The 24,468-nt window shown below is 64.3% G+C and carries 19 protein-coding genes; 12 read left to right on the top strand and 7 right to left on the bottom strand.

Annotated features, from left to right (window positions below):
- Positions 1 to 14: 14 nt before the first annotated feature.
- Positions 15 to 2,027, bottom strand: coding sequence for a beta-galactosidase (locus BX591_RS13165; protein WP_111931871.1), 2,013 nt, complete (start codon positions 2,025 to 2,027; stop codon positions 15 to 17).
- Between the two features lie 11 nt (positions 2,028 to 2,038).
- On the bottom strand, positions 2,039 to 3,193 hold the full coding sequence (locus BX591_RS13160) for an ABC transporter ATP-binding protein (protein WP_111931870.1): 1,155 nt from the start codon (positions 3,191 to 3,193) through the stop codon (positions 2,039 to 2,041).
- A gap of 190 nt (positions 3,194 to 3,383) precedes the next feature.
- Between BX591_RS13160 and BX591_RS13155 the strand changes: the two genes are divergently transcribed.
- The 6 genes from BX591_RS13155 to BX591_RS13130 all read left to right on the top strand — a co-directional run bounded on the left by BX591_RS13155 (position 3,384) and on the right by BX591_RS13130 (position 9,928).
- The gene (locus BX591_RS13155; RefSeq protein ID WP_111931869.1) at positions 3,384 to 4,415 is read left to right on the top strand and encodes a LacI family DNA-binding transcriptional regulator; all 1,032 of its coding nucleotides are present in this window, start codon (positions 3,384 to 3,386) and stop codon (positions 4,413 to 4,415) included.
- Between the two features lie 185 nt (positions 4,416 to 4,600).
- The gene (locus BX591_RS13150; RefSeq protein WP_111931868.1) at positions 4,601 to 5,377 is read left to right on the top strand and encodes a flagellar brake protein; all 777 of its coding nucleotides are present in this window, start codon (positions 4,601 to 4,603) and stop codon (positions 5,375 to 5,377) included.
- A 360-nt stretch (positions 5,378 to 5,737) separates the two neighbouring features.
- Positions 5,738 to 6,742 carry a sugar ABC transporter substrate-binding protein gene (locus tag BX591_RS13145; protein WP_111931867.1) on the top strand — a complete coding sequence of 335 codons (1,005 nt, stop codon included), beginning with the start codon at positions 5,738 to 5,740 and terminating at the stop codon, positions 6,740 to 6,742.
- A gap of 96 nt (positions 6,743 to 6,838) precedes the next feature.
- Entirely contained in the window at positions 6,839 to 7,825 is a 987-nt protein-coding gene (locus tag BX591_RS13140; RefSeq protein ID WP_111931866.1) for an ABC transporter permease, read from the top strand.
- Between the two features lie 20 nt (positions 7,826 to 7,845).
- Entirely contained in the window at positions 7,846 to 8,661 is an 816-nt protein-coding gene (locus tag BX591_RS13135) for an ATP-binding cassette domain-containing protein (RefSeq protein WP_111931865.1), read from the top strand.
- Positions 8,662 to 8,692: 31 nt separating this feature from the next.
- Positions 8,693 to 9,928: an ROK family transcriptional regulator gene (locus tag BX591_RS13130; RefSeq protein ID WP_111931864.1), complete on the top strand. Its 1,236-nt coding sequence runs from the start codon at positions 8,693 to 8,695 to the stop codon at positions 9,926 to 9,928.
- Between the two features lie 36 nt (positions 9,929 to 9,964).
- On the opposite strand, the gene BX591_RS13125 is transcribed toward BX591_RS13130, so the two are convergent.
- Together BX591_RS13125 and BX591_RS13120 are read right to left on the bottom strand one after the other, a co-directional pair.
- Positions 9,965 to 13,048, bottom strand: a complete 3,084-nt coding sequence (locus BX591_RS13125) for a transglycosylase domain-containing protein (protein WP_111931863.1) — start codon at positions 13,046 to 13,048, stop codon at positions 9,965 to 9,967.
- Positions 13,049 to 13,244: 196 nt separating this feature from the next.
- On the bottom strand, positions 13,245 to 14,258 hold the full coding sequence (locus tag BX591_RS13120; protein WP_111931862.1) for a LysR family transcriptional regulator: 1,014 nt from the start codon (positions 14,256 to 14,258) through the stop codon (positions 13,245 to 13,247).
- A 152-nt stretch (positions 14,259 to 14,410) separates the two neighbouring features.
- Here BX591_RS13120 and BX591_RS13115 point away from each other — a divergent pair, with 152 nt between their 5' ends.
- From BX591_RS13115 to BX591_RS13095, 5 genes are all read left to right on the top strand, one after another.
- Complete coding sequence (locus BX591_RS13115; RefSeq protein ID WP_111931860.1) at positions 14,411 to 15,343, top strand: dihydrodipicolinate synthase family protein; 933 nt, start codon at positions 14,411 to 14,413, stop codon at positions 15,341 to 15,343.
- A gap of 415 nt (positions 15,344 to 15,758) precedes the next feature.
- On the top strand, positions 15,759 to 16,328 hold the full coding sequence (locus BX591_RS13110; RefSeq protein ID WP_111931858.1) for an RNA polymerase sigma factor: 570 nt from the start codon (positions 15,759 to 15,761) through the stop codon (positions 16,326 to 16,328).
- Entirely contained in the window at positions 16,328 to 17,110 is a 783-nt protein-coding gene (locus BX591_RS13105; protein WP_111931857.1) for an anti-sigma factor, read from the top strand. The genes BX591_RS13110 and BX591_RS13105 overlap by 1 nt, the downstream gene beginning before the upstream one ends.
- Positions 17,111 to 17,139: 29 nt before the next feature.
- On the top strand, positions 17,140 to 18,453 hold the full coding sequence (locus BX591_RS13100; protein ID WP_111931856.1) for an NAD(P)/FAD-dependent oxidoreductase: 1,314 nt from the start codon (positions 17,140 to 17,142) through the stop codon (positions 18,451 to 18,453).
- A 94-nt stretch (positions 18,454 to 18,547) separates the two neighbouring features.
- Positions 18,548 to 19,243 (top strand): TetR/AcrR family transcriptional regulator, encoded by a 696-nt coding sequence (locus BX591_RS13095; RefSeq protein WP_111931854.1) that lies wholly within the window; start codon positions 18,548 to 18,550, stop codon positions 19,241 to 19,243.
- A 90-nt stretch (positions 19,244 to 19,333) separates the two neighbouring features.
- On the opposite strand, the gene BX591_RS13090 is transcribed toward BX591_RS13095, so the two are convergent.
- From BX591_RS13090 to aroQ, 3 genes are all read right to left on the bottom strand, one after another.
- Positions 19,334 to 20,713 (bottom strand): MFS transporter, encoded by a 1,380-nt coding sequence (locus tag BX591_RS13090; protein WP_111931853.1) that lies wholly within the window; start codon positions 20,711 to 20,713, stop codon positions 19,334 to 19,336.
- Positions 20,714 to 20,774: 61 nt separating this feature from the next.
- On the bottom strand, positions 20,775 to 21,674 hold the full coding sequence (locus BX591_RS13085) for a shikimate dehydrogenase (protein WP_111931851.1): 900 nt from the start codon (positions 21,672 to 21,674) through the stop codon (positions 20,775 to 20,777).
- The gene (aroQ, locus tag BX591_RS13080) at positions 21,671 to 22,126 is read right to left on the bottom strand and encodes a type II 3-dehydroquinate dehydratase (protein ID WP_111931849.1); all 456 of its coding nucleotides are present in this window, start codon (positions 22,124 to 22,126) and stop codon (positions 21,671 to 21,673) included. The genes BX591_RS13085 and aroQ overlap by 4 nt, the downstream gene beginning before the upstream one ends.
- Before the next feature lie 317 nt (positions 22,127 to 22,443).
- On the opposite strand from aroQ, the gene BX591_RS13075 reads away from it, so the two are divergent.
- On the top strand, positions 22,444 to 24,327 hold the full coding sequence (locus BX591_RS13075; protein WP_111931848.1) for a bifunctional sugar phosphate isomerase/epimerase/4-hydroxyphenylpyruvate dioxygenase family protein: 1,884 nt from the start codon (positions 22,444 to 22,446) through the stop codon (positions 24,325 to 24,327).
- Positions 24,328 to 24,468 lie beyond the last annotated feature (141 nt).

Below are 24,468 nucleotides of genomic sequence, written 5' to 3'. Positions count from 1 at the left end.
GGCACGCGTGCGTGTTACGTCTTGAGGTTCGAGCGGTAGACGGTCACGCCTTGCGGTTCTATTTCACGTGCGCCGACCACGATGGATGGTTCGTCGATATCGGCGAGCGTGTACGCGTCGTCGCCATAGTTGAACACGTAGGTCAGCGCGCCACGCCGGCTAATGCGCACGTTGTCGCCGAGCCATGTCGTTTCGAGGCCTGCCTGCTGGGCGATGCGCGAGAACAGCCGGGTGGTCAGCGCATCGTCGAACAGACTCGCGAGGTAGTGAAACGCGCCGCTTCGCACATAGGCGGGCTGGCCGTCGGCAAACCGCGCGAGCACGTCGAGCGAAGCGCGGGCGTCGGTGCCCGCTTCGATGAAATCGCGCCAATGCCGCGCGAAGCCATCGGCGCGGCTCGCCTCGTGGTTCGCTGTGCCGCTATCGCCGACGTGCACCGCCTCGGTCACGTTCGGCCGCATCGATTCGACGCGCCAGACTCGCAGCGGCAACACCGGCGCCAGCGCACCCGGCGGCAAATTGGCGGGAATCTGCAAGTCCGCGGTCTTCGAGCCGGTACGCGGCCCGAACACCACCTGCGCTCCCGAGCTTGCCAGCCGCGCGGCCAGATCGTCCGGCACCACCGGCAGCGGCGGCACGACGATCATCCGGTAGCCGTCGAGCGGCGCGTCGGCCGGCACGACATCGACGTCGAGCCCGAGCGCGCGCAGCGCCGAGTAATACTCGAAAGCAAAGCGCGGATAGTGAAAGTCCGCCCCCTGCGGATGAATCTCGAACAGCCACTTCGCCTCGTAGTCGTAGACCAGCGCGACAGTCGAGCGAATCGCGGCGTTGGCGTCGGCATCCGCCGCGAGCACCGTGCGAATTTCGTCGGCCACCCGCGCCGCCTCGTTACCGCCCACGTCGAGCCGGTTGTCCGGCGTGTTCAGCCCGGCATGCATCTGTTCCTGCGCGAACGGCGCCTGACGCCAGCGGAAATACGACACGCAACCGGCACCGTGCGCAAATGCCTCCCAGCTCCACAGGCGCACCATGCCCGGCAGCGGCGCCGGATTCCACAGCGCCCAGTTCACCGGACCCGGCTGCTGTTCCATCACCCAGAACGGCAGCTTCGACATGCCGCGATACACGTCGTGATTGAACGACGCGAAGTCGGGATGACCGCTGCGCAGCCAACGCGCCTTCACCTCCGGCGCGAACCATTGTTCCTCGAGCGCGCCGAGCGGATAGCTGTCCCACGACGCGACGTCGAGGTCGGCGGCGACCTTGTAGTGATCGAACTCGGTGAAGAGCTGCATGAAGTTGTGCGCGACCGGCCGCCCCGGCGAATGCGCGCGAATGATCTCGACCTGCATGCGGTTATAGCGCGCGACTTCGTCCGACGCGAAACGCCGGTAATCGAGGCGATGCGACGGATGCGCTTCGGTCACGGTCGCGACCGGCGCGTCGATCTCGTCGAAACTGCGGTACTCCATGCTCCAGAACACCGTGCCCCACGCGCGATTCAGCGCGTCGACGGTGCGATAACGCGCCTTCAGCCATTCGCGAAAGCGCTCCACCGCCGCCGGCGAATAACTCACGACCGTGTGATGGCAACCGAACTCGTTATCCGTTTGCCAGTACGCGACCGCCGGATGCTTGCCGTAACGCTGCGCCACCGCCGTGCAGATCTTCTCGGATGCAACGAAATACGACGGCGACGAGAAGTCGTAATGACGGCGCGAGCCGAACGCACGCGGTCGGCCATCCGCGCCGATCGGCAAGATATCCGGATGACGGTCGATCAGCCACTTGGGCGGCGTCGCGGTCGGCGTACACATGACGACCTGCAGACCGGCCGCGCCGAGCACGTCGATCGCGCGATCCAGCCAGCCCCAATCGTATTCGCCGGGCGTGGGCTCGATGCGGCTCCACGCGAATTCGGCGATCCGCACCTGTTCGATGCCGAGGGCTTTCATCCGGCGAGCGTCGTCTTCCCACATCGACTCCGGCCAGTGTTCCGGGTAATAACAGACTCCTAGGCGCATCCGAATGTCCTCTATGCGTAGTGTTCGACGGATTCGAGCGAAGCGGCGGCAAAGCCGTCTTCGGTAAACAAATGGCAAGCGGCGCGGGGCACCCGCAAGCGCGCCTCGTCGCCTGGCGCGAGGCGCGTATCGCCCGGCGCCTTGGCGATCAGCGCGGCACCGCCGGGTTGATCGAGGTGGACGTAGCTGTGTTCGCCAAGCTGCTCGATGAGCGAGACGGTACGGCTCAGGACAGCGTCGTCGTTAGCGGATGAGGATGCGTCGAGCAATTCCAGATGCTCGGGACGCACGCCGAGCGTGACCGGTTGCGCGGCTTGCAGGCCCTCGCCGCTCACGGGCACGTGAACGGTTTCGCCGGTGTGGTCGAGCGTCACGAGCACACCTCGCGCCGCCACCGACTGCACGCGTCCCGGCAGAAAATTCATGCGTGGCGAGCCGATGAAGCCCGCGACAAAGCGGCTCTTCGGGCGGTGATACAACTCGAGCGGCGCGCCGATCTGCGCGATGCTGCCGTAGCGCTCCGTGTCCTGACCGGCGTGCAGCAGCACGATCTTGTCGGCGAGCGTCATCGCTTCGATCTGATCGTGCGTCACGTAGACCACGCTGGCTTTGGCGAACTGCTTATGGAGCCGCGCGATCTCGATGCGGGTCTGCCCGCGCAGCGTGGCGTCAAGATTGGACAAGGGTTCGTCGAACAGAAACACGCCGGGCTGCCGCACGATCGCGCGGCCAATCGCCACCCGTTGCCGTTGACCGCCCGACAACGCTTTCGGCCGGCGGTCGAGCAACGCCTCCAGTTGCAGGATGCGCGCGGCTTCGCGTACCTTGCGGTCGATTTCATCTTGTGGGGTTTTGGCGAGCTTCAGGCCGAAGGCCATGTTCTCGAACACGGTCATGTGCGGAAACAGCGCATAGCTCTGGAACACCATCGCCACGCCGCGTTGCGCGGCGGGCACGTCGTTGACGAGGCGTCCGTCGATCGAGAGGTCGCCGTCGGTGACGTCTTCCAGGCCCGCGATCATCCGCAACAAGGTCGACTTGCCGCAGCCGGACGGGCCGAGAAACACGCAGAACTCGTTCTCGCCAATCTCGAGATCGACGTCGCGGATCACTAACGCGCCGTCGCCATACGCCTTCTGCACGCCTCTTAACGAAATGCTCGCCATCGCATCGACTCCGTGATTTAATCGGCTCGAAGTCGGAGATTAAGCGCTTAATCAGCAAACCCGAAAAAATCGATCGCGTGCGATCGTTGGGTCTTGCCTGTCTCCGATATCGTTTGTTTATGAGACAGATGGTGCCGCGCCTTTTGCCTCGATGCAAATGCCGGACACCCATCCCATATATTGAAAAACCATGCCCACACTCAGCGAAGTCGCGCGTCATGCCGGCGTCACCCCTGCCACGGTGTCCAACGTGCTGCGCAATCGCGGCCGGGTCGGTGAACCAACCCGCCAGCGGGTGCTCGCGGCCGTCGAGGCCCTCGGTTACCGTCCTCACCTTGCCGCCCGCGCACTCGCCGAGGGTCGCGCGCCGACACTCGCGCTGATGGTGTCGAGCATTGCCAATCCGTTCTATCCGGAGTTTGCGCTGGCCGTCGAACGCGCGGCGCGCACCAGCGGCCACTTCGTAATTATCTGCAATACCAACGAAGATCCGCAGACCGGCCGCGCTTATCTCGACCAGATTGCCGGCACGCTGTCCGAGGGCGTGCTCGTGACGAACGCGAACCTCGATTTCGCCGATCTGCACACCACCGAGGCACGCGGCACGCCGGTCGTGCTGTGCATGTGGGAGCGGCCCAACGAGCCGCCCGGATTGCCGTGCGTCGCGGTGGATTTTCGTCTGGCGGGCGAACTGGCCGGCGCGCATCTGCTGACGCTGGGGCATCGGCGGATCGGCGCGATCGTCGGCAGCAAGGCGTCGGGTATTCATGCCGCGCGTTACCAGGGTTTTGTCGACGCCCTGCATGCCGCAGGCGCGCCGAAAAGCCGCCTCGAACATGCGCTCGATACGATTCAAGGCGGCTACGACGCAGCCCGCGCGCTGCTCGAAGCCGATCCCAAACTCACCGCGATTTTCGCGACCAACGACTTGCCCGCGCTCGGCGCGATGCATGCCGCAGCCGATCTCGGCCTGCATGTGCCGGACGACCTGTCCGTGATCGGCATCACGGATATTCAGCTCGCGCGCGAATCGCGTCCCGCGCTGACCACGGTGGCCGTACCCACCGTCGAAGTGGCTGAGCTCGCGGTGTCGTTGTTGCGCGAGTTGATCGAGTCGTCGTATGGGCAAGCCGGACGCGGCGCGGTCAGCGTGCCGATGCGGATTTCGTCGCCGCCGGAACTGGTTGTGCGGGCCTCCACCGGCGCGCCGAGATCGCGCTGATGTGGCCGTAACGCTTGAGCGGGCGTTACGTAGCGAAGGCTGCATACGGCTGTCACAGCGTCCCGGTCCATGCGTCGCACGCCCACGCGGCACAAGGCTTTACGGCGATCTTCGCCGCTCTCCATGTAGTTGGCACGGTCTCTGCAGTAAGACACGCAGAGGCCCCCCAACACATGGACACCCACATGATCGCCGATCTTCAACTGGACGCCGACGTCGCCGAACCGACACGCACTCGGGCTTCGGACATCGATTCGAATTTCGCGCAACATCATCCGTTGCAGATCGCCGTCTGTCTGCGCAACCTGGTGGCGCATCAGGACTTCGTGACGGTGGAGTTCGACGGCCGGCAGATCGTCACGCAGCTGCTCGACGTCGACTCGCGCAATGCGCGTTTTATCTTCGACGCGGGCAACGTCGCCGAAGACAATCGCGCCCTGCCCGGCGCGCGCCAACTGACGTTCCGCAGCCTGCCTGGCGGCATCCGCACCGAGTTCACGACGCTCGACGCGACGCCGATCGTGTTCGACGGTCTACCCGCTTTCGAGGCCGCCTTTCCGGCACTGCTCCACTACGTGCAGCGGCGCGAATTCTTCCGTGTGCAGACGCCCGTGCTCGATCCGTACACGGCAAGCGGCGCTTACGCGGATGGCGGTTCGTTCCGGTTGGAGTTGCAGGATCTGTCGCTAGGCGGCATTGCATTGAATACCGCCGACGAACGTTTCGGGTCGCTCGACGCCGGCACGATTCTGCGCGACGTCACGCTGCAACTCGGCGGCTTCGGCACGCTGCGCCTCGACCTGGAAATCGTCGCGCCGCGTCGGCTGGTTACGCAGAAAGGCGACCGGCGTTATGTGATCGGCTGCAGGTTCGTGCAGTTGCCGGGGACGGCCGAACGGACGCTGCAACGCGTCGTCACGCAGCTTGAAACGAAGCGGCAAGCGCTCGCGCCGCGGCGCTAGTCGAAGTAATCGAGCCCCACGGCGCACGCCACGCGTGCGCCGATTAATCCTCGCTCAGCCTTCAACTCACTTTCAATCGAGCCAGGACTTTCCCGAAGCCCCGGCGCTCCATCCTGCACCGCACCACGCTGCTCAAACCCTTATCGCATCGGGCTCACAGCCTTCGCGCCGGTTCGGTTGCGTCATCCCTCGTTTGGATTAGTCGCTTGACGCGCTGCATCGCGCCTGCTGTACTAAATCAACCAAAGTGATTTAGGCGAGCCCAAGCGGCCCGCCGACGAGGTTGCCAGGCTCGCAGCGTTCGCGTCTGCAACCGCCAGCAGTCCATCACGTCGTTGCCAATAACCGGAGGAGCGTCCCATGAATCTGAATTCCCGCAGGCATCCTGTCGCCAGGAAAATCGTCTCGATGTGCGTCGCGGCATCCGCCGTGTGGTGTGCAAGCGCGAGCCACGCGGCCGATCAGCCGGTGGTCGGCCTGATCACCAAGACCGACACCAATCCGTTCTTCGTGAAGATGAAGCAAGGCGCCGAAGCGGCCGCCGCCAAAGACGGCGCGAAGCTGATCACCGCCGCCGGCAAGTTCGACGGCGATAACGCGAGCCAGGTCACCGCGATCGAAAACATGATCACGGCCGGCGCGAAAGCAATCCTGATCACGCCGAGCGACACCAAGGCCATTGTGCCGAGCATCAAGAAAGCACGCGCCGCCGGCGTGATGGTGGTCGCGCTCGACACGCCGACCGACCCGCAAGATGCCACCGACGCCCTGTTCGCCACCGACAACTTCAAGGCCGGCGTGCTGATCGGCAAATACGCGAAAGCCGCGATGAACGGCAAGCCGGCGAAAATCGCCACGCTCGACCTCGCGCCCGGCGTCTCGGTCGGCGTGCTGCGTCACAACGGCTTCCTGGAAGGCTTCGGCGTGAAGGAAGGCGATGCGTCGATCGTCTGCAGTCAGGACACGCGCGGCGATCAGGCGAAGGGCCAGACGGCGATGGAAAACTGCCTGCAGAAATCGCCCGATATCAACGTGGTCTACACGATCAACGAACCGGCGGCGGCCGGCGCGTATCGCGCGTTGAAAGCAGCCGGCAAGGACAAGAGCGTGATGATCGTGTCGATCGACGGCGGCTGTGAAGGCGTGCGCAACGTGAAGGCCGGCGCGATCGCGGCGACCTCGCAGCAGTATCCGCTGAAGATGGCTGCGCTCGGCGTGACCGCGGGCGTGGACTACGCGAAGACCGGCAAGAAGGTCTCCGGCTATCAGGACACCGGCGTGACGCTGATCACCGACAAACCGATGTCCGGCATCGACAGTAAAGACACCCGATTCGGCCTCGACAACTGCTGGGGCAACAAGTAACGCGTACGGACCGGCGGCTCGCCGTTGTACCGGCGAGCCGCCGCCGGATTTGCCGCGTGGCCCGTGTGCCGCGCTCATGCATCGAGGATCTCCATCATGTCGACTCCCTCCGCGCCTGCCAGTCACTCGCGACACTTCGCCGACCGTTTGCCGTCGCTCGCCGAAGTCGGTCCGCTGATCGCACTGGTGCTCGCCTGCGCGTTCTTCATTTCGCAGAGCAACCGTTTCCTGTCGTTCCAGAATCTTTCGTTGATCCTGCAACAAACCATGGTCGTCGCGGTGATCGCGATCGGCCAGACGCTGATCGTGCTGACCGGCGGCATCGACCTGTCGTGCGGCATGGTGATGGCGTTCGGCTCGATCATCATGACCAAGTTCGCGGTCACGCTCGGCGTGCCGCCCGTTCTGGCGATCGTGTGCGGCGTTGCCGCGAGCGCCCTGTTCGGCGCGCTCAACGGCGTGCTGATCACGCGCATCAAACTACCCGCGTTCATCGTCACGTTGGGTACGTTGAATATCGCGTTCGCGCTCACGCAGATCTATTCGAACGCCGAGAGCGTGTCGAATCTGCCGGACGCCATCATGTTCCTCGGCAACACCTTCAAGCTCGGCCCAGCGGATGTCACGTACGGCACGGTGCTTACGCTGCTCATGTACGTGGCCACCTGGTTCGTGTTGCGCGACACGGTGCCGGGCCGGCATCTGTACGCGCTCGGCAATAACGCGGAGGCCGCGCGACTGATGGGCCTGTCGTCGCAGAAAATCCTGCTGACCGTGTATTCGCTGGCGGGCGCGATCTACGGCATCGCCGCGCTGCTGTCGGTGTCGCGTACCGGCGTGGGCGATCCGCAGGCGGGGCAAACCGAGAACCTCGACAGCATTACCGCAGTGGTGCTCGGCGGCACGAGTCTGTTCGGCGGACGCGGCTCGATTGTCGGCACGCTGCTGGGCGCGTTGATCGTCGGCGTGTTCCGCAACGGTCTGACGTTGATCGGCGTGTCCTCGGTCTACCAGGTGCTGATCACCGGCATGCTGGTGATTCTCGCGGTGGCCGCGGACAAACTTTCTCATCGTCGCGGTTGAGCACTCAGGAGATATTCGTCATGTCGACCCCTACATCTGCTTCCGCCACGCCACCCGTCATGCCCGTCATGCCCGTTCTGCAGGCGCGCGGTCTCGTCAAACGCTACGGCAACGTGACCGCGCTCGACGGTTGCGATTTCGAAGTGCTGCCCGGTGAAATTCTCGCGGTGATCGGCGACAACGGCGCGGGTAAATCGTCGTTGATCAAGGCGCTTTCCGGCGCCACGGTGCCGGATGAAGGCGAGATCCTGCTCGACGGCAAGCCGGTCAAATTCCGCAGTCCGCTGGATGCGCGCGCGCAAGGCATCGAAACCGTGTATCAGGAACTCGCGGTGGCGCCGGCCATGAGCATCGCCGAAAACCTGTTTCTCGCGCGTGAACTGGTGAAACCGGGCTGGCGCGGCTCGATCTTCAAGATGATCGACAAGCGCCGCATGCTCGAAGAAGCGACCGCGCATATGAAGGACCTGCAGATCGGTATCCGTTCGATGCGCCAGGCGGTCGAAACGCTGTCGGGCGGCCAGCGCCAGGGCGTAGCCGTGGCGCGCAGCGCGGCGTTCGCCCGCCATGTGGTGATTCTCGACGAGCCCACCGCCGCGCTCGGCGTGAAGGAAGGCAACATGGTGCTCGAACTGATCCGCCGCGTGCGCGAGCGCGGCCTGCCGGTGATCCTGATCAGCCACAACATGCCGCACGTGTTCGAAGTGGCGGACCGCATCCATATCCAGCGCCTCGGGCGACGCGCCGCGCTCGTCAATACAAAAGACGTGCACATGTCCGAGGCCGTGGCGATCATGACGGGCGCCAAGGAAGCCGACGTCAAGGCGATCGCATGATGCCGGCATTCCGCTGAACGGCGTCCCGGCCATGGATACCACCGGCGCCCGCTCGCCTCTCAAACGCACGGTCGGCTCGAACCAGGTCGGCATGCGCCAGTTCAACGAGCGGATCGTGCTGCAGGCGATCCGCCTGCACGGACCGCTGCCGAAGGCCGATGTCGGCCGCCTGACGCGTCTGTCGATGCAGACGGTGTCGATGATCGTCGACCGTCTGATCGACGACGGCCTGCTCGAAAAGCACGCGCGCGTGCGCGGACGGATCGGCCAGCCGTCCGTGCCGATCGCGTTGCGCGCGGACGGCGCATACACCATCGGCATCAAGGTGGGACGCCGCAGTCTCGACGTGCTGGCGATGGATTTCGCCGGACACGTGGTGTGCCGCGACGTTTTCGACTACGCGTATCCCGATCCACGCACGCTGTTTCCCGCGCTCGAAGGCAAACTGGCGCGCGTCAACCAGACGCTCGGCGCAAAGGCCGACAAGGTGGTCGGCGTGGGCGTGGCGGCACCGCTGTGGCTCGGCGGCTGGCGCGATTTTCTCGGCGCGCCGCCCGACGCGCTGGATGCCTGGCACGAGATCGATCTGCGCACGCGCATCGGCGCGATGACCGGCTTGCCGGTCGAGTTCGCGAAGGACACCACCGCCGCCTGCGCGGCCGAACTCGTGATGGGCCAAGGGCGCGGCATCCACAATTTTCTGTATCTGTTCGTGGGGACCTTCATTGGCGGCGGCCTCGTGATCGACGGACGCCTGCATAGCGGGCCGCACGATAACGCAGGCGCGGTCGGGTCGATTCCACTCGGCGGCAGCAGCGGCAGCGGCGTTCGCAAGCCCGCGCGGCAGTTGTTGCATGCCGCCTCGGGCTTCGTGCTGGAGAAACTGTTGAGCGACGCGGGCGCGCCGGTCGCCGCGGCACACGATCACCGCGCGCTGTCGCCGGAACTGTGGCGGCATACCGAACAATGGCTCGATAGCGCGTGCCCCGCTATCGCCAACGCGCTCACCAACGCAGCCGCGTTGCTCGACCTCGACGCCGTGGTGATCGACGGTGAATTCGACCGGCAACTGGTGCGGGAAATCATTCGCCGCACCGAACGCGTGCTCGATCGTTTCGAGTGGGAAGGGATGGTGCGTCCGCAACTACTGGAAGGCGCGATCGGCGCCGATGCACGAGCGATGGGCGGTGCGATTCTGCCGCTCTACGCGCACTTCGCGCCGGTCCACGAGCTGTTTCTCAAACCGGCGGCGGAGACGGTTTATTAAGCGCCGCCGGTTGCTTCAAAGCGCCGGCAGAGAGACTTATTGCGCGGCCACCTTCGTGGCAGTCACGGCGGTTTTCACCGGCGTTTTCTCCAGCAGCGGCTGCAACACCGGCGCCAGCGACTTCAGCAATTGCACCGACAGCGCACTGGTGAATTCATAGTGCGCCGCATACGGTTCATGCACATAAGCGGTCAACGTACCGTAGAACCGGTCGCCCATCACGAACACGAACGTCGCGCTGCGATTCACCTTGCGCGACTCGATCAGTCGCGCGCCTTTGGCGAACACATTGAAGCGCTGATCGCCGGTTCCCGTTTTGCCGTACACCTCGAGCGTCTGGCCGTTGGGGAACGTCATGCCTTGCGCGAGACGCTTCGCCGTGCCGCCCAGCACGACGTCGCGCAACAGCACTCGCACGACGCCCGCGATTTCCGGCGACACCTGCCGTTGCGGGGCGACCGTCGCGCGCTGAAAATGCGTTTCGTACGGCGTGTCTTTCGCGAAGTCGATTTGCGTGAGACTCTCGGTCGGCAATTTATTGCCGTCGCTGGCAATCACGCCGATCAGTTGCGCGAGTGCGGCGGGCCGGTCGCCCGACGCGCCGATCGCCGCGGCATACGAAGGCGTCAGGTTCGAAAACGGATAGCCGAGCGCCTGCCACGACTTGCCGATTGCCTCATAGGCGCGCAGTTCGACCATGCGCTTGATACGGCGATCCTGGGTTGCATGGTAGCGCGTCTTGAAGAGCCATGAATACGTCGACAGGCGCACGTCGCGGCTCGCGCCCTGCATCTGGGTCAAGGTCGCGCCGGGATGCTGGCGCAGATAGTTGAGCGTCCACAATTCGAGCGGATGCACGCTCGCGATATAACCGCGGTCGTTCAGATTGAAGCGGTCCACCGCGTATTTCGCGTACAGATTCGCGAGGTCTTCATCGTCCAGCACCGAAGCGGCCGGCGTGTTTTTCAGCGCCTCGCGCATCTTCGCGTTGAACCACGCGTTCGGCTGGTCCGGCGCGACGCTGCGCAACACCGTCGCGACTTTAGGCGGCGATTTGCGCACACCGAGCAGTAGCAACGCAAGCGCCTGATCGGGCGTTTTGTCGTGGTACTTCGTGTAGAAACGTCCGAGGTACACGCGGCTTTCCTGATCGGCGAATTGCGTCAGGTACTGTTTGCGCACTACCGGATCGTCCAGCCATTGCGATGACGGCCCGGTGGTCTGCACCATTTCATAGTGGACGATATCGCGCATCAAGCGCACGAACACCAGGTTCACCGAATGCTGGAATGCGCGGTGTACGGTGAGAATGCGGCTGTTGTCGTCGGATTCGAAGTTATTGAAGGTTTGCGCGCCGCCGCCTGTGTAGAAGGTTTCGCCCGGATTGGCCGAGTATTTGCGTTCCACCGCCGCGTCGAGCATGGGCTGCAGCGAGCGGTCGGCGGTGTGCGTCAGATAGTCGAGCGCCCAGCGGGTGAGCTGGTCGTTCGGATCGGGCTTGACCGCTTTCAGTTCCGCGTTGCTGAGTGGCGCGTAACGCGTGTGCAGATCGGAGACGATCTGCAAATACGTCACCACGGTACGTAGTTTCGCAGTGGAACCGAGATTCAACCGCGCGCCGGAATTGATGTCGAATGGCTGGTTGACGCTGTCGGTTTGCACCCGCACGAGGTTCGCGCCGCCGGTGCGTTCGAACAGCGTGAAGCTGTAGGTGATTCGCGACGGATCGTCCGCCGGCCGTAGCATTTCGAAGCCGACCAGACCGGCCGCCTTGGCGCCGTCGCGCGTACCGGCGGCAGCGAGCCGCTCGCTCACGGCCTGCTGCACGGCATTGTTCAGCGTGCCCGTAGCCTGCAGGTCGAGACGATCGAGTTCGTAGAAACTCGGCACGCCGAGCGCGGCCAGGAGATGCGAGCGCATCGACGTCACGGCCTTGCGCGAGACGAATGAGTCCGCGTTCGGCGCGCCATGCGGCGTGCGATGCAACTCGACTTGCGCGGACAGCGCGGCGTCGCGCAGCGGCATGGATACGACACCGCCGCTCGCGAGTAAGCGCAGATAGCTATCGGTCAACTGTTCGAGCTGGTCATAGCCGTGGTGCAGAAAATACGACGGCGCACGTTGCGCGATCATCAGCGACAGCACCTGTCTGAACGCCACGCCTTGCTCCGGCAAATTCGCCTCGGTGGAAGGCGCTTTCAGAATGCGGTTGACCTCGTTGAAATCGCGTCCATACCAGGCGGCGAGACCGTCGCCGATCCCGTTGATTTCGCCGATTCCCGGCTGCGCGGCGAGCGGCACCGAATTCAGGTAATGCACCACGATCTGCCGGCGCGCCGGCAGCGTCTGCGGACCGCCCAGATAAGCGCGCACCGAAGCCGACGCGATTTGCCGCAATTTCTCCGGTGGCGTCGCCGTGCGGCCGCCCGTGGAGTGGCGGAATTTCTCGATCTGCGTGGCGAGCGTGCTGCCGCCGGGGGTCGACTGATGGCGGTTGAACACACGTGCGCCTTGATCGACCAGCGCGCGGCTGAAGCGCCCCCAGTCGATCGCGGGGTTGCGATTCGGCTGATCGGGATCGAGCAGATAACGGTCTTCGATAAACAGCAGCGAATTCACGACCAGCGGTGGAATCGCGTCGAAATCGTCATACACGCGGCCGGGAAACTGGGCGCCGAAAAGCGGCGCGCCGGTGCCGTCGAAGAGTTGCAAACCCGCCTGATCTTTCTCGGCGTAGGGCAGGAACAGACCGTTGTCCGATAGCCACAGCATGCGGTCGGAATCACGCGCCTGGGCGCTGATTTCAAACCCGCGTTGCAGCAGGCGTTGCTGAATGGACGGCAGCAGCGCGTAGCCGAGCCGGCTGTCGTACGGGCCTTGATTTGCCTGAGGGAAACGAATGGAATGACTTGGACCCTCGGCGACGGAAAAGCCCACGTCGCGAGTCAGTTCGGAGAGGTAGTGCGCCTGCAGCCGCGAGGTCTGAATCTCGATCTGGCAAAAGCGCACCAGCAATGCCAGCGCGAGCAGGAACGCCGCCGCCAGCACCCATTTGAACCACTTCCGGACAGGCGCCATGCCTGTTGCGCGAAACGGTAACCGAACCAGTGGCCGATTCATGGTTGCTCCCCCCGACAGGGCGCCATGCTTTTCGATCTGGCGCACCTTCGAACCAGTTTAGCGCGGAACCTGAACGCGCGATCGGTACGGATTTACCCGACAGTGTCGCGGCTACAACACCCTTCGCAAGACATGGCGGCGGGCCGTTTGTCGTGAGATATTGAAAGTCTTTCGCAGGTCGAAAAACCGCCTTCTCTCAGGCGGTTTTTTGCTTTTGCGCCGTGTCTCGCCGGCGCCGCGCGCGCACCGGCCGCTCGGGTTGTTCGTGATGCTGCGCCGGCTCCACGGTGTGCGCCTGCACCAGCTCGATAAACCGCTCCGCCGGCGGCGACAGCACGCCGCCTTTGCGCGTCACGATGCCGAAGGTTTGCGACGGCGATTTCAGCTTGACCGGTACGACGCGCAACATTTTCCGCGCGACGAACAACTCGGCGATCGCGGTCGGCAGCAACGAAATCAGTTCGGCGCTGCTGTGCAGTAACGCGACCGTCACGAAAGTGGAAGCCGTTGAAATCGGGTTGTCGGGCATCTCCAGGCCGGCCAGATCCATCTCGCGTTCGAGCAACGCATGCAACGGCATATGCGAGGGATACGTCACCCAGCGGTGACCGGCCAGATCGCGCAGCGTCACCTCCTTGCGCGGCAACGGCGGATGACCCTGCCCCACCACGACCGACAACGGCTCGTCACCCAGCGGACGATAGTGATACTTCGATGGATCGCCCGCTACCGCCGCACGGCCGATCACCAGGTCGAGCCGCCCGTCGTCGAGTTGCTGCAGCATGCGCGCGCTGGTGTCTTCCACCACCTCGATCGAGAGCCCCGGCTGGCCGGCATGCAACTGATTCAGCGCGGGCACCACGCAGGCCGGAATCGCGCCCATGATCGCGCCGACCGCGAGACGTCCGCCGCGCCCGGAACGGATCTCAGCGACGTCCTGGCACAGCGCGGTGAGGTCGGTCGCCATCAGGCGGGCATAGCGGATCACGCAATGGCCGAGCGGGTTCGGGATCATCCCGCTCTTCGAGCGCTCGAAGAGCTGCGCCTCCAGCATCGCCTCCAGTTCCTGCAAGGCCTTGCTGGCGGCCGATTGCGTCATCGACATCGTGCCGGCGGCTTTGTGCAGCGACTTCTGGTCGTCGAGCGCGATCAGCAATTGCAATTGCTTCATGCGCAGTTTCGACAGCAGGACATTCAGGGTGTCTTTCATGGCTAAGGGAAAAACCGCGGCATGATGGACCGCTCGCGGGTGAGTCGCAAAAGCGATCACAAGATGGAAACAATTCAATATACCCGGGGTGCCCGCCGCCGTATAGTCGGCGCAGGAGACATTCAAACATCCTCTTCGGACCGACCGCCATCATGAATTCGACATCCCAACCCGCCGCATTGCGCGGCGTCTTCCCGGTCGTGCCGACCATTTTCGACGACGCCGGACGCCTCGACCTCGACGGTCAGAAACGCTGCATCGACTTCATGATCGACGCCGGCTCGAACGGCCTGTGCATTCTGGCGAACTTCTCCGAACAGTTCGCCCTTGCCGACGACGAGCGCGACACGCTGATGCACCTCGCACTCGACCATGTAGCGGGCCGCGTGCCGGTGATCGTCACGACCACGCATTTCAGCTCGCAGCAATGCGCCGAACGCAGCCGACGCGCGCAGCAGGCGGGCGCCGCCATGGTGATGATCATGCCGCCGTATCACGGCGCGACGATCCGCATCGGCGAGCGGGGCATCCATGAGTTCTACCGCACGGTGTCGGACGCGATCGACCTGCCGATCATGATCCAGGATGCGCCGGTCAGCGGCACCGCATTGTCCGCGCCGTTTCTCGCCCGCATGGCGCGCGAGCTCGAACACGTGTCGTACTTCAAGATCGAAGTGCCGCAAGCGGCAAACAAACTGCGCGAACTGATCGAACTGGGCGGGGACGCGGTGGTCGGTCCGTGGGACGGCGAAGAAGCGATCACGTTGATGGCCGATCTGGATGCGGGCGCAACGGGTTCGATGACGGGCGGCGGCTATGCGGACGGCATCCGTCTGATCGTCGACGCCTATGCGAGCGGCGATACCGAGGCGGCGGCCGCGCATTATCAGCGGTGGCTGCCGCTGATCAACTACGAGAACCGCCAGGGCGGCCTCGCGTCGTGCAAGGCGTTGATGAAGGAAGGCGGTGTGATTCGATCGGACGCGGTGCGCCATCCGCTGCCGCCCATGCATCCGGCCACGCGCGAAGGACTTTTGAAAGTCGCACGGCGGCTCGACCCGCTGGTGCTGCGTTGGGGTCGCTGAAGCGCTGGCGTCGATTGAAAACCAACCCGCCCATTCCGGTCCGGACGGTCGCCGATCCAACGATCGACCACCGTCCGGACCTGTCGGGAATGAGCCCGGCTTCCCCGTACAACGCTTGACACGCCCGCGACGCGTTATCTGTCCCGCATCGCTGGGCTCCGTTGCCGGCCCTTCACCCTGGCTCGTCCAACGGCCCTACCCTCCCTGCACACGCACCCCGTGTTCCCACCAGCCGGCGCCGGCACACGCGCCGCGCCGGTCTCGCTCATCCCGCCGCCGACGCCCGCAGCCTCGGGCTCTGCAGCCATATACGCGAAGCACGCCGTAGCGGATGCACGCGCCACTAAAAAAACCCGCATATAAGACGGCGGCGAAATTGAGTAACATAGGCCCGCACGCCAACCTATCTCTTTCCATGACCGCCAATCCTCGAGAACTAACGCCGGAAACCCTTGCCGAGCTGCTCGAACGTGTTGCCAAAGAAGACGCGGCGGCATTGCGCGAGCTATATGATCTCGCCGCCCCGAAACTGTTTGGCCTCGCGCTTCGTATATTGAGCAAGCACGAGTGGGCAGAAGAAGTTTTGCAGGACAGCTTCGTCAATATCTGGCGCTTTGCCGGCGACTACAGCCGCGCATTGTCTGCCCCGATGACGTGGATGTCGGCAATCGTCCGAAACCGTGCTCTCGATCACCTGCGGCGGGTCAACAAGCAGGAAACAGAATGGAGCGATGCGTTGGACGATCTCGTGGCAACCGGCGATCCGGATCCCGAAGCGCTGACTGCGGTCAGCCTGCAGGCACGTTTGCTGGCCGGCTGCATGCAGCAGCTGGAACCAGCGCAGCGACAGGCGGTGGCCCTCGCCTACCTGCGCGATCAGAGCCATAGCGAGATTGCCGAGGTCCTGACGGTGCCGCTTGGCACCATCAAATCCTGGATCAGGCGCGGCCTGGCCAAGCTGAAAACCTGTCTGGGAGGCGAGTGATGAACCTGCATCGCTATCCTCAGCTAGTCGATCTGCTGGCCGCCGAGTACGTGCTCGGCACGCTGCGCGGTGGCGCGCGGCGCCGCTTCCAGTTGTACGCGGAACACGACACGACCGTGCGCAAAGCCGTCGACGAATGGCAGCGGCGCATCTCGCCGATGGCCGAACTCGCGGAGCCGCGCATGCCGCCGGCGGAAGTGTGGCAAGCCATCGAACGGCGGCTCGGGCTCACCGCCTCGCGTGAAGCGGCACGGCCGCGCACCGTGGTCGAAACCCCGGTGCGACCGTCGCGCAGCATCTTCGAGAACCTCGCGTTCTGGCGCGGCTGGGCGCTCGGCGTCACCGGACTCGCCGCGGTCGCGGTGGTGGTCGCGGTGCGCTCGCTGTTGCCGTCCGCCACCACCACTACCCCTGCGCCGGTCGTGGCGCAAGGACCCGAAACGGCCGTTTCGCATGTCGCCGTGCTGAATAACAAAGACTCGCATCCGGTCATGCTAGTCGCGTGGGACGAAGCGCATTCCACCATGACGCTGCATCCGCTCGGCAATGTCGATTTGCCTGCGGGCCGTGCGATGGAATTGTGGGGCATTCCGGCGAGCGGTCATCCGGTCGCGCTCGGTATGCTGCCTGACAGCGCGAGCGGCAAGGTGCCGGCCGGTCTGCAGAAGCCGGAGAGTTATGCGGCGCTGGCGGTGTCGATCGAAGCGCCGGGCGGCTCGCCGAATCCGGATGCGCCAAGCGGACCGGTGGTGTTTAGCGGCAAGCTGCTGCCGGTGTCCTGAACGGGCGACGGTCGCCGCTATCTATCCGCATGCAGAGCTTTTACGAAGCCACCGTTACCCGCCCGTCCGCTTATGCGCCGCTGGACGGGCGGCGCAGCGCCAAGGTCTGCGTCGTCGGCGGCGGCCTTGCGGGATTGTCCACGGCGTTGGGACTCGCTGAACGCGGCGTCACCGACGTCACGGTGCTCGAAGCCCGGCAGGTGGGCTTCGGCGCATCCGGGCGCAACGGCGGCTTCGTATTCGGTGGCTATAGTCTCGATTGCGCCGACCTGCTGAAGACACTTGGGCCGGTTCGTGCGCGCGAGCTCTATACGCTGACCACGGACGCCGTCGATCTGATGCGCCAGCGTATCCAGCGCTATCCAATCGACTGCGACGCGACCGACGCCGGCGTGATCCTCGCCAACTGGTTCGACGAACCGGCACGCCTCGAAGCGCAGCGCCGGCTGATGCGTGATTCGTTCGGCGTCGACTGGGAACCGGTGCCGGCCTCGCAACTCGCTTCGCAACTCAAGACCGGCCGTTATTTCGGTGGCCTGTTCGAGCGCAACGCCTTTCACTTTCATCCACTCAAATACGTGCTCGGCGTGGCCGCAGCCGCGGCACGCGCCGGCGTGCGGATTCACGAGCAGTCGCCCGTAGTGCGTTTGCAGCGCGACGGCGCCGGCTTCGTCGTGCACACGCCGCATGGCGCGCTCGACGCGCAACATGTCGTGATGGCAGGCGGCGGCTACGCGCGCAAGGTCTACGCGAAGGTCGAGCGCGCGGTGCTACCGATCGCCACCTACGTGATGGCCACCGAACCGCTCGGCACCCGCCTGAGCGACGCGATCGGCACCCGCCTGAGCGACGCGATCGACACCCGCGCCGCCGTCTACGACACCCGCTTCGCGTTCGACTACTACCGTCCGCTGCCCGACACGCGCATTCTGTGGGGCGGCCGGATCTCCGTGCGCGACCGCGCGCCGGACGTGATTGCCCGGCTGTTGCGGCGCGATCTGCTGAAGGTCTATCCGCAATTGCACGACGTGCGGATCGAGCACGCGTGGGGCGGCCTGATGAGCTACGCGCGCCACAAGATGCCGCAGATCGGCCGCAGCGTGGACGGCGTCTGGCATGCGGTCGGCTTCGGCGGTCACGGCATGGCGCCGACCACCGTCGCCGGCGAATTGCTGGCGGCCGCCATTGCCGGCGAGCGGCCGGTGCCCGACGCGTTCGCCGCTTTCGGCCTCACGCCCGCCTTCGGCGCGTTCGGTCTCGCGGCCGCGCAACTGACCTACACGGCGATGCAGACGCGCGACGCGCTGGCCGAACGTCGCCGGCCGCCACGATCCGCTTCGTGACGCCCGTCAATGCGCCATAGCTGGTGCCCGAAACCGTCTCAGAACGGCGTTTTCGCCATGCTAGAATGCGCCGTCACTGCCGCTCGAATACACAATGAAAAAGGGAAGCAAGGCCGCCGAGCCTGATACCAACGGCATCCCGTCGGACACTCCGCGCACCGACACGCGTCGCAAGTACGATCCCGAACAGACCCGACGCAACATCCTCGAGGTCGCGACCCAGGAGTTCTCCGCCATGGGCCTGACGGGCGCGCGCGTCGACGCGATCGCGGAGCGTACGAACACCACCAAGCGCATGCTGTACTACTACTTCGGCAGCAAGGAAGGGTTGTATCAGGCCGTGCTGGAGAAGGTGTACGGCGACATTCGCGCGCTCGAACAGGATCTGCACATCAGCGAACTCGATCCGCTCGCGGGCATGCGCGCGCTGGTCGAATTCACGTTCGACTATCACGACCGGCAGCGCGATTTCGTGCGCCTCGTGACGATCGAGAACATTCACGGCGCGAAGTACGTCGAGCAGGTGAAGACCTTCAAAGGCCGCAACGTCACCGTCATTCATACGATCGAAGACCTGCTCGCGCGCGGTATCGCAACCGGGCAGTTTCGCAACGACATCGACGCGATCGACCTGCATCTGATGATCAGCTCGCTGTGCTTTCACCGCGTGGGCAATCGCCATACCTTCGGCGCCGCGTTCGGCCGCGATCCGTCGCATCCGCGCTTGCGGGCGCGGCATCGCGCGATGATCGTCGACGCCGTGCTGCGTTTCGTGCGCAAGGAAGATTGAGGCCAACAGCCGTGCAATGACAAACGGGACGTGGTGCAAACCACGTCCCGTTTTTCATTGCTACGCGCTGCTACGTCTCGCTGCGCGGGCTCAATCCACCAGCACGATCCGCTTGATATCGCCGACGATAAAGATGTACGACAGCGCGCCGACCATCGCAATCGCGCCGATAAACACCAGCGCGCCGACAAACGAGCCGGTCGCCGCGACGATAAAGCCCACCACCAGCGGCGTGACGATGCCGGCCAGATTCGCGGCGAAGTTGAAGATGCCGCCGGTCACGCCGAGCAGGCCGTCGGGCGCGATATCGGACACCAGCGTCCAGCCCAGCGCGGCCATGCCCTGCGCAAAGAACGCCACCGACAGAATCACGATCACCACCGCGTTGCTCTCGACGTAGTTGGCGAGAATGATCGTGGACGCGAGCAGCAGGCCGGCGATGATCGGCAACTTGCGCGCCACGTTCGGCGACTTGCCGCGACGCAGCAGCCAGTCGGAGAAAAAGCCGCCGAACATCACGCCGATCGAAGCCGCAATGAACGGCATGATCGCGAAGAAACCGATCTTGAGCCACGCCATATGACGCTCGGTGGCGAGATAGGTGGGAAACCACGTGAGGAAGAACACCAGTGTCGAATTGCCGGCGAACTGCCCGAGGCAAATGCCGCTCAATTGCCGGTGTTTCAGCAAACGCCCAATGGTCCGCCATTCGAAGCCGCTTTTCGTGGACGCCCCCGCGAGCGTCGCGGCGCTCACGTCTTTCTTCCGGTGCGTGAGACCGCCGCCGGCTTCGATATAGTCGAGCTCCGCCTGATTCGCCGACGGATGATCGCGCGGCTCGCGATAGAACGCCCACCAGATCAGGCCGAAGACGATCCCGACGCCGCCCACCACGAAGAACAGCGAACGCCAGCCGAACGCGCCCATCAGCATGAACAGAAACGGGCTGAAAAACGCGAGGCCAATATATTCGCCGACCGTGTAAGTGCCGGTCGCCATGGCCCGTTCGTTTTGCGGAAACCAGGTGGCGACCACGCGGCTATTGGTCGGGAAGCACGGCGCTTCGGATACGCCAAGGCCCAGGCGGAACACGAACAGCGCGCCGATTCCGTGTACCAGTCCTTGCGCAAGGGTGAAGAGCGACCAGAATGTCATCGACAGAAAATACGTGAGCTTGCTGCCGAAGCGGTCGAGAAACAGGCCGCCCGGAATCTGCGACGCCACGTAGCTCCACGAGAACACCGAGAACAGCAGGCCCATCAGCGCGGCGTTAATGCCGAGCTCTTTGGTCAACTGCGGCGCGGCGATACCGAGCACCGTGCGGTCGAGATAATTGATCATCGTGCCGACCGCGAGCAGGCCGAGAATCTGGTAGCGCGCTTTCGAGCGGCGCGCAGTGCTAAGCGTGGCGTCCCCCAAGGGGATGTCCTTTGGGGCGTTCGTTGGGTTGGATGGCATCGGTTGGGGCATGGCGTGTCTCTCTCCTCGGTCTGTTTATGGTCCCGTTCGTATCGCGGTCGCGTGTTGACGGTTAGCCTTCGGTGCGGGGCAGCAAGGACTGGAAATGCGTGTAGACGCGCTCGGCGTCCGGTTCGAGTCCGGTGAAAATACGCATGGCGTCGACCGCCTGATACACCGCCATGCCGCCGCCGCTCAGCGTGCGGCAACCCAGCGCTTCGGCCGCCTGCAACAACTCGGTGCGGATCGGGAAATAGACGATGTCCGCCACCCACAAATCGCGGTGCAGCAATTCCACCGGCAACGGCAAGCCGGGCAGTTTCGCCATGCCGGTGGGCGTGGCGTGAATCAGGCCGTTGGCGGCGGCCAGCGATTCCGCCAGCGAGCTGCCGGCGCGGACCGTGCGCGCGGGGAAGCGTTGCTGCAGCTCGGCGGCAAGCGACGCGGCGCGCGCGGCGTCTACGTCGAAAAGCGTGAGCGCTTGCGCACCCATGGTGAGCGCGGCATGCGCGACCGCCGCACCGGCGCCGCCCGCGCCGAGTTGCACGACGCTCGCCAGCGACACATCCGGCAAACCGCGCTGGAAGGCACGGGCGAAACCGGACCAATCGGTGTTGTGGCCAATGCGTTTGCCGTCTTTGAACAGCACCGTGTTGACCGCCCCGAGCGCGCGCGCGTCGTCGGAAAGTTCGTCCAGCAGCGGAATCACGGCCTGTTTGCACGGATACGTGATGTTCAGGCCGTTGAAACCCATTCGCTCGGCAGCGACCAGCAGGTCCGGCAGCGCTGAACTATCGAGTTTCAAGGCTTCCAGATCGATACGACGGTACACGTAGTGCAGTCCGAGTCGGCTGCCCTCCTCTTCATGCATGGCAGGACTCAGCGAGCCTCCAATGCCCGAGCCGATCAGTCCGACCAGATAGGAATGCGCCGAGGCCTGCGAGTGAGTTTGTGTGTTCACGGAAGCATTCATTTAGCCACCCTATTCTTGAGGATAGTCGCCATCCGTTCGAGCGCCAGTACATAGCCCTGCGTGCCGCATCCGACGATGATCGCCTCCGCCACCGCCGACACATACGAGTGATGCCGGAACGCCTCGCGCCGATGCACGTTTGAAATATGCACTTCGATCACAGGCTTTTCGATCGCCGTGAGCGCGTCGGCGATCGCCACCGAGGTATGCGTATAAGCCGCCGGATTGATCACGATGCCGTCGACCTTGGCGCGCGCGGCATGCAGCCAGTCGATCAGTTGATGCTCGGCGTTCGACTGGCAGAACTCGATCGACAGATCGAGCCGCTCGCCCGCGTCGCGGCACAGCTTCGCGACATCGTCGAGCGTTTCCGCGCCATAGATGGCGGGCTCGCGTGTGCCGAGCAGATTGAGGTTCGGTCCGTTGAGGACCAGTACGGAGGCAAAACTCATGGCAACACCCCTGCAAAGTAAGACCTGAAGCCGCCACGCAATCGCGGCGGCTCTACAACGTGTACGAAGTGTGCGCGCATCCGTCGACGCCGTCATTTGGGGTTTCTACGAATTTGTACCATCTAGTTAGTTTGTATAGACTAGCGAAAACTGCGACCATGGTCTTCGTTTTCGCCTAGTGAATTGTTATGACGAGTAACGGACTAGACCATTTTTCGCATTGCACCATGCGTGCCCCGCCCGCTCGCGAGCCTGATGCGCCGGTCGCCGCCAGACGTTTTTCAACAGCCGTTTGATAGTTTTTGCAGGAGCCGTTCATGCAACGTTCGATTGCCACCGTGTCGATCAGCGGAACCCTCGTCGAGAAGCTGACCGCGATCCAGGCCGCGGGCTTCGAAGGCGTCGAGATCTTCGAGAACGACCTGCTGTATTTCGACGGTTCGCCCGCCGACGTGCGGCGCATCGCCGACGATCTCGGGCTGAAAATCATGCTGTTCCAGCCGTTCCGCGATTTCGACGGCGTGAGCCCGGAGCGCCTCGCGCGCAATCTCGAACGCGCGAAACGCAAATTCGACGTGATGCACGAACTGGGCACGGAACGGATTCTCGTGTGTAGCAACGTCTCGCCGGACACCATCGGCGACGACGCGCTGATGATCGACCAGCTCGGCGCGCTGGCCCGCGCGGCCGAGGCCGCCGGTGTGATCGCCGGATACGAAGCGCTGGCGTGGGGCAAGCACGTCAAGACCTACCGGCACGCCTGGAAGCTGGTGAATGCGGTGAATCATCCAAATCTGGGGCTGGTGCTCGACAGTTTTCATACGCTGTCGCTGAACGACACCGTCGACGGGATCGCCGGAATTCCGGGCGAACGCATCGCCTTCGTGCAGATTGCCGACGCGCCGAAGCTCGCCATGGACGTGCTCGAATGGAGCCGCCATTACCGATGCTTCCCCGGTCAGGGCGATTTCGATCTCGCCCGCTTCACCGCGCAGGTCGTCAAGACCGGCTATAAGGGCCCGCTTTCGCTGGAGATTTTCAACGACGGCTTTCGTGCGGCGCCCACCACGACTACGGCGGCGGACGGCCATCGCTCGTTGCTGTTCCTCGAGGAGCAGACGCGCGCCGTGCTGGAGGCGGAGCAGCAACCGGCCGGCGATCTGTACCGCTCGCCGGCCGCGCCCACCCACGTCGGCTATCAGTTTCTGGAATTCGCGGTCGATCCCGCCACGCGCGCGCAACTGGTCGACTGGCTCGACACGCTACGCTTCCGGCAAGCGGGCCGGCATCGCTCGAAAGACGTGACGCTGTTTCAGCACGGCGCGGCGTCGATCGTGCTGAACGCCGAGCCAGATTCGTTCGCCAACGCGTTCTTTCAGCAGCACGGCTTGTCGCTGTGCGCGTCGGCTTTTCGCGTGGACGATGCGCGGCAAGCCTTCGAGCGCGCCGCCGGCTTCGGCTATGCGCCGTTTTCCGGCCAGATCGGCCCGAACGAGCGCGTGTTGCCCGCCGTGCAGGCGCCCGACAGCAGCCTGAATTATTTCGTCGACGAAACGCCGGATCGGCCCACGCTATTCGAAGCGGATTTCGTCCTCACCGACATCAACGGGCCGGCCGAAGTGGGCCCGCTCGCGCGCATCGATCATGTTTGTCTGGCGGTGCCGGCGAATTCGCTCGATACATGGGTGCTGTTTCTGCGCACCGCACTGGGTTTTCAGGCCGAGCCGGGCGTGCTGGTGCCCGATCCGTACGGGCTGGTGCGCAGCCGCGCGTTGCGCAGCGGTGACGGCTCGGTGCGGATCGTGCTGAATGCGTCGGTGGATCGTCACACGGCGGTGGCCGAGGCGCTGCACACTTATCACGGCTCCGGGCTGAATCACGTGGCGTTCAGCACGGCGGATATTTTCAGCGCGATTGCGGGGTTCGTCGCCGATGGCTTGCCGGTGCTGCGCATTCCGCGCAATTACTACGACGATTTAGAGGCGCGCTACGCGTTGCCGGATGAAACGCTCGACGCGCTGCGCACGCACAACGTCCTCTATGACCGCGACGAGCGGGGCGGCGAGTTTTTCCACGCGTACACGGAGCAGCTGGATCAGCGGTTTTTCCTGGAGATCGTCGAGCGGCGCGGCGGCTACGACGGGTACGGCGCGGCGAATGCGGCCGTGAGGCTCGCCGCGCAGGCGCAGCGGCGCAAGTAGGTGGCAGAGACTGGCGGCCAGGTGTTTGACCTGGGATAGCCGCGATTCGGGCACGTCGGCCAATCGCAACCCATCGCTTTCCATCAGGCACGCCACATGCGGCATCGCCGCAAGCAGCCACACCGCATCGATATAATGGCG

The sequence above is a fragment of the Paraburkholderia bryophila genome (assembly GCF_003269035.1).
GTDB classification, from domain to species: Bacteria; Pseudomonadota; Gammaproteobacteria; order Burkholderiales; family Burkholderiaceae; genus Paraburkholderia; species Paraburkholderia bryophila.
The sequence above is the reverse complement of the archived record's forward strand: the minus strand, read 5'-3'. Positions and strand labels throughout refer to the sequence as shown.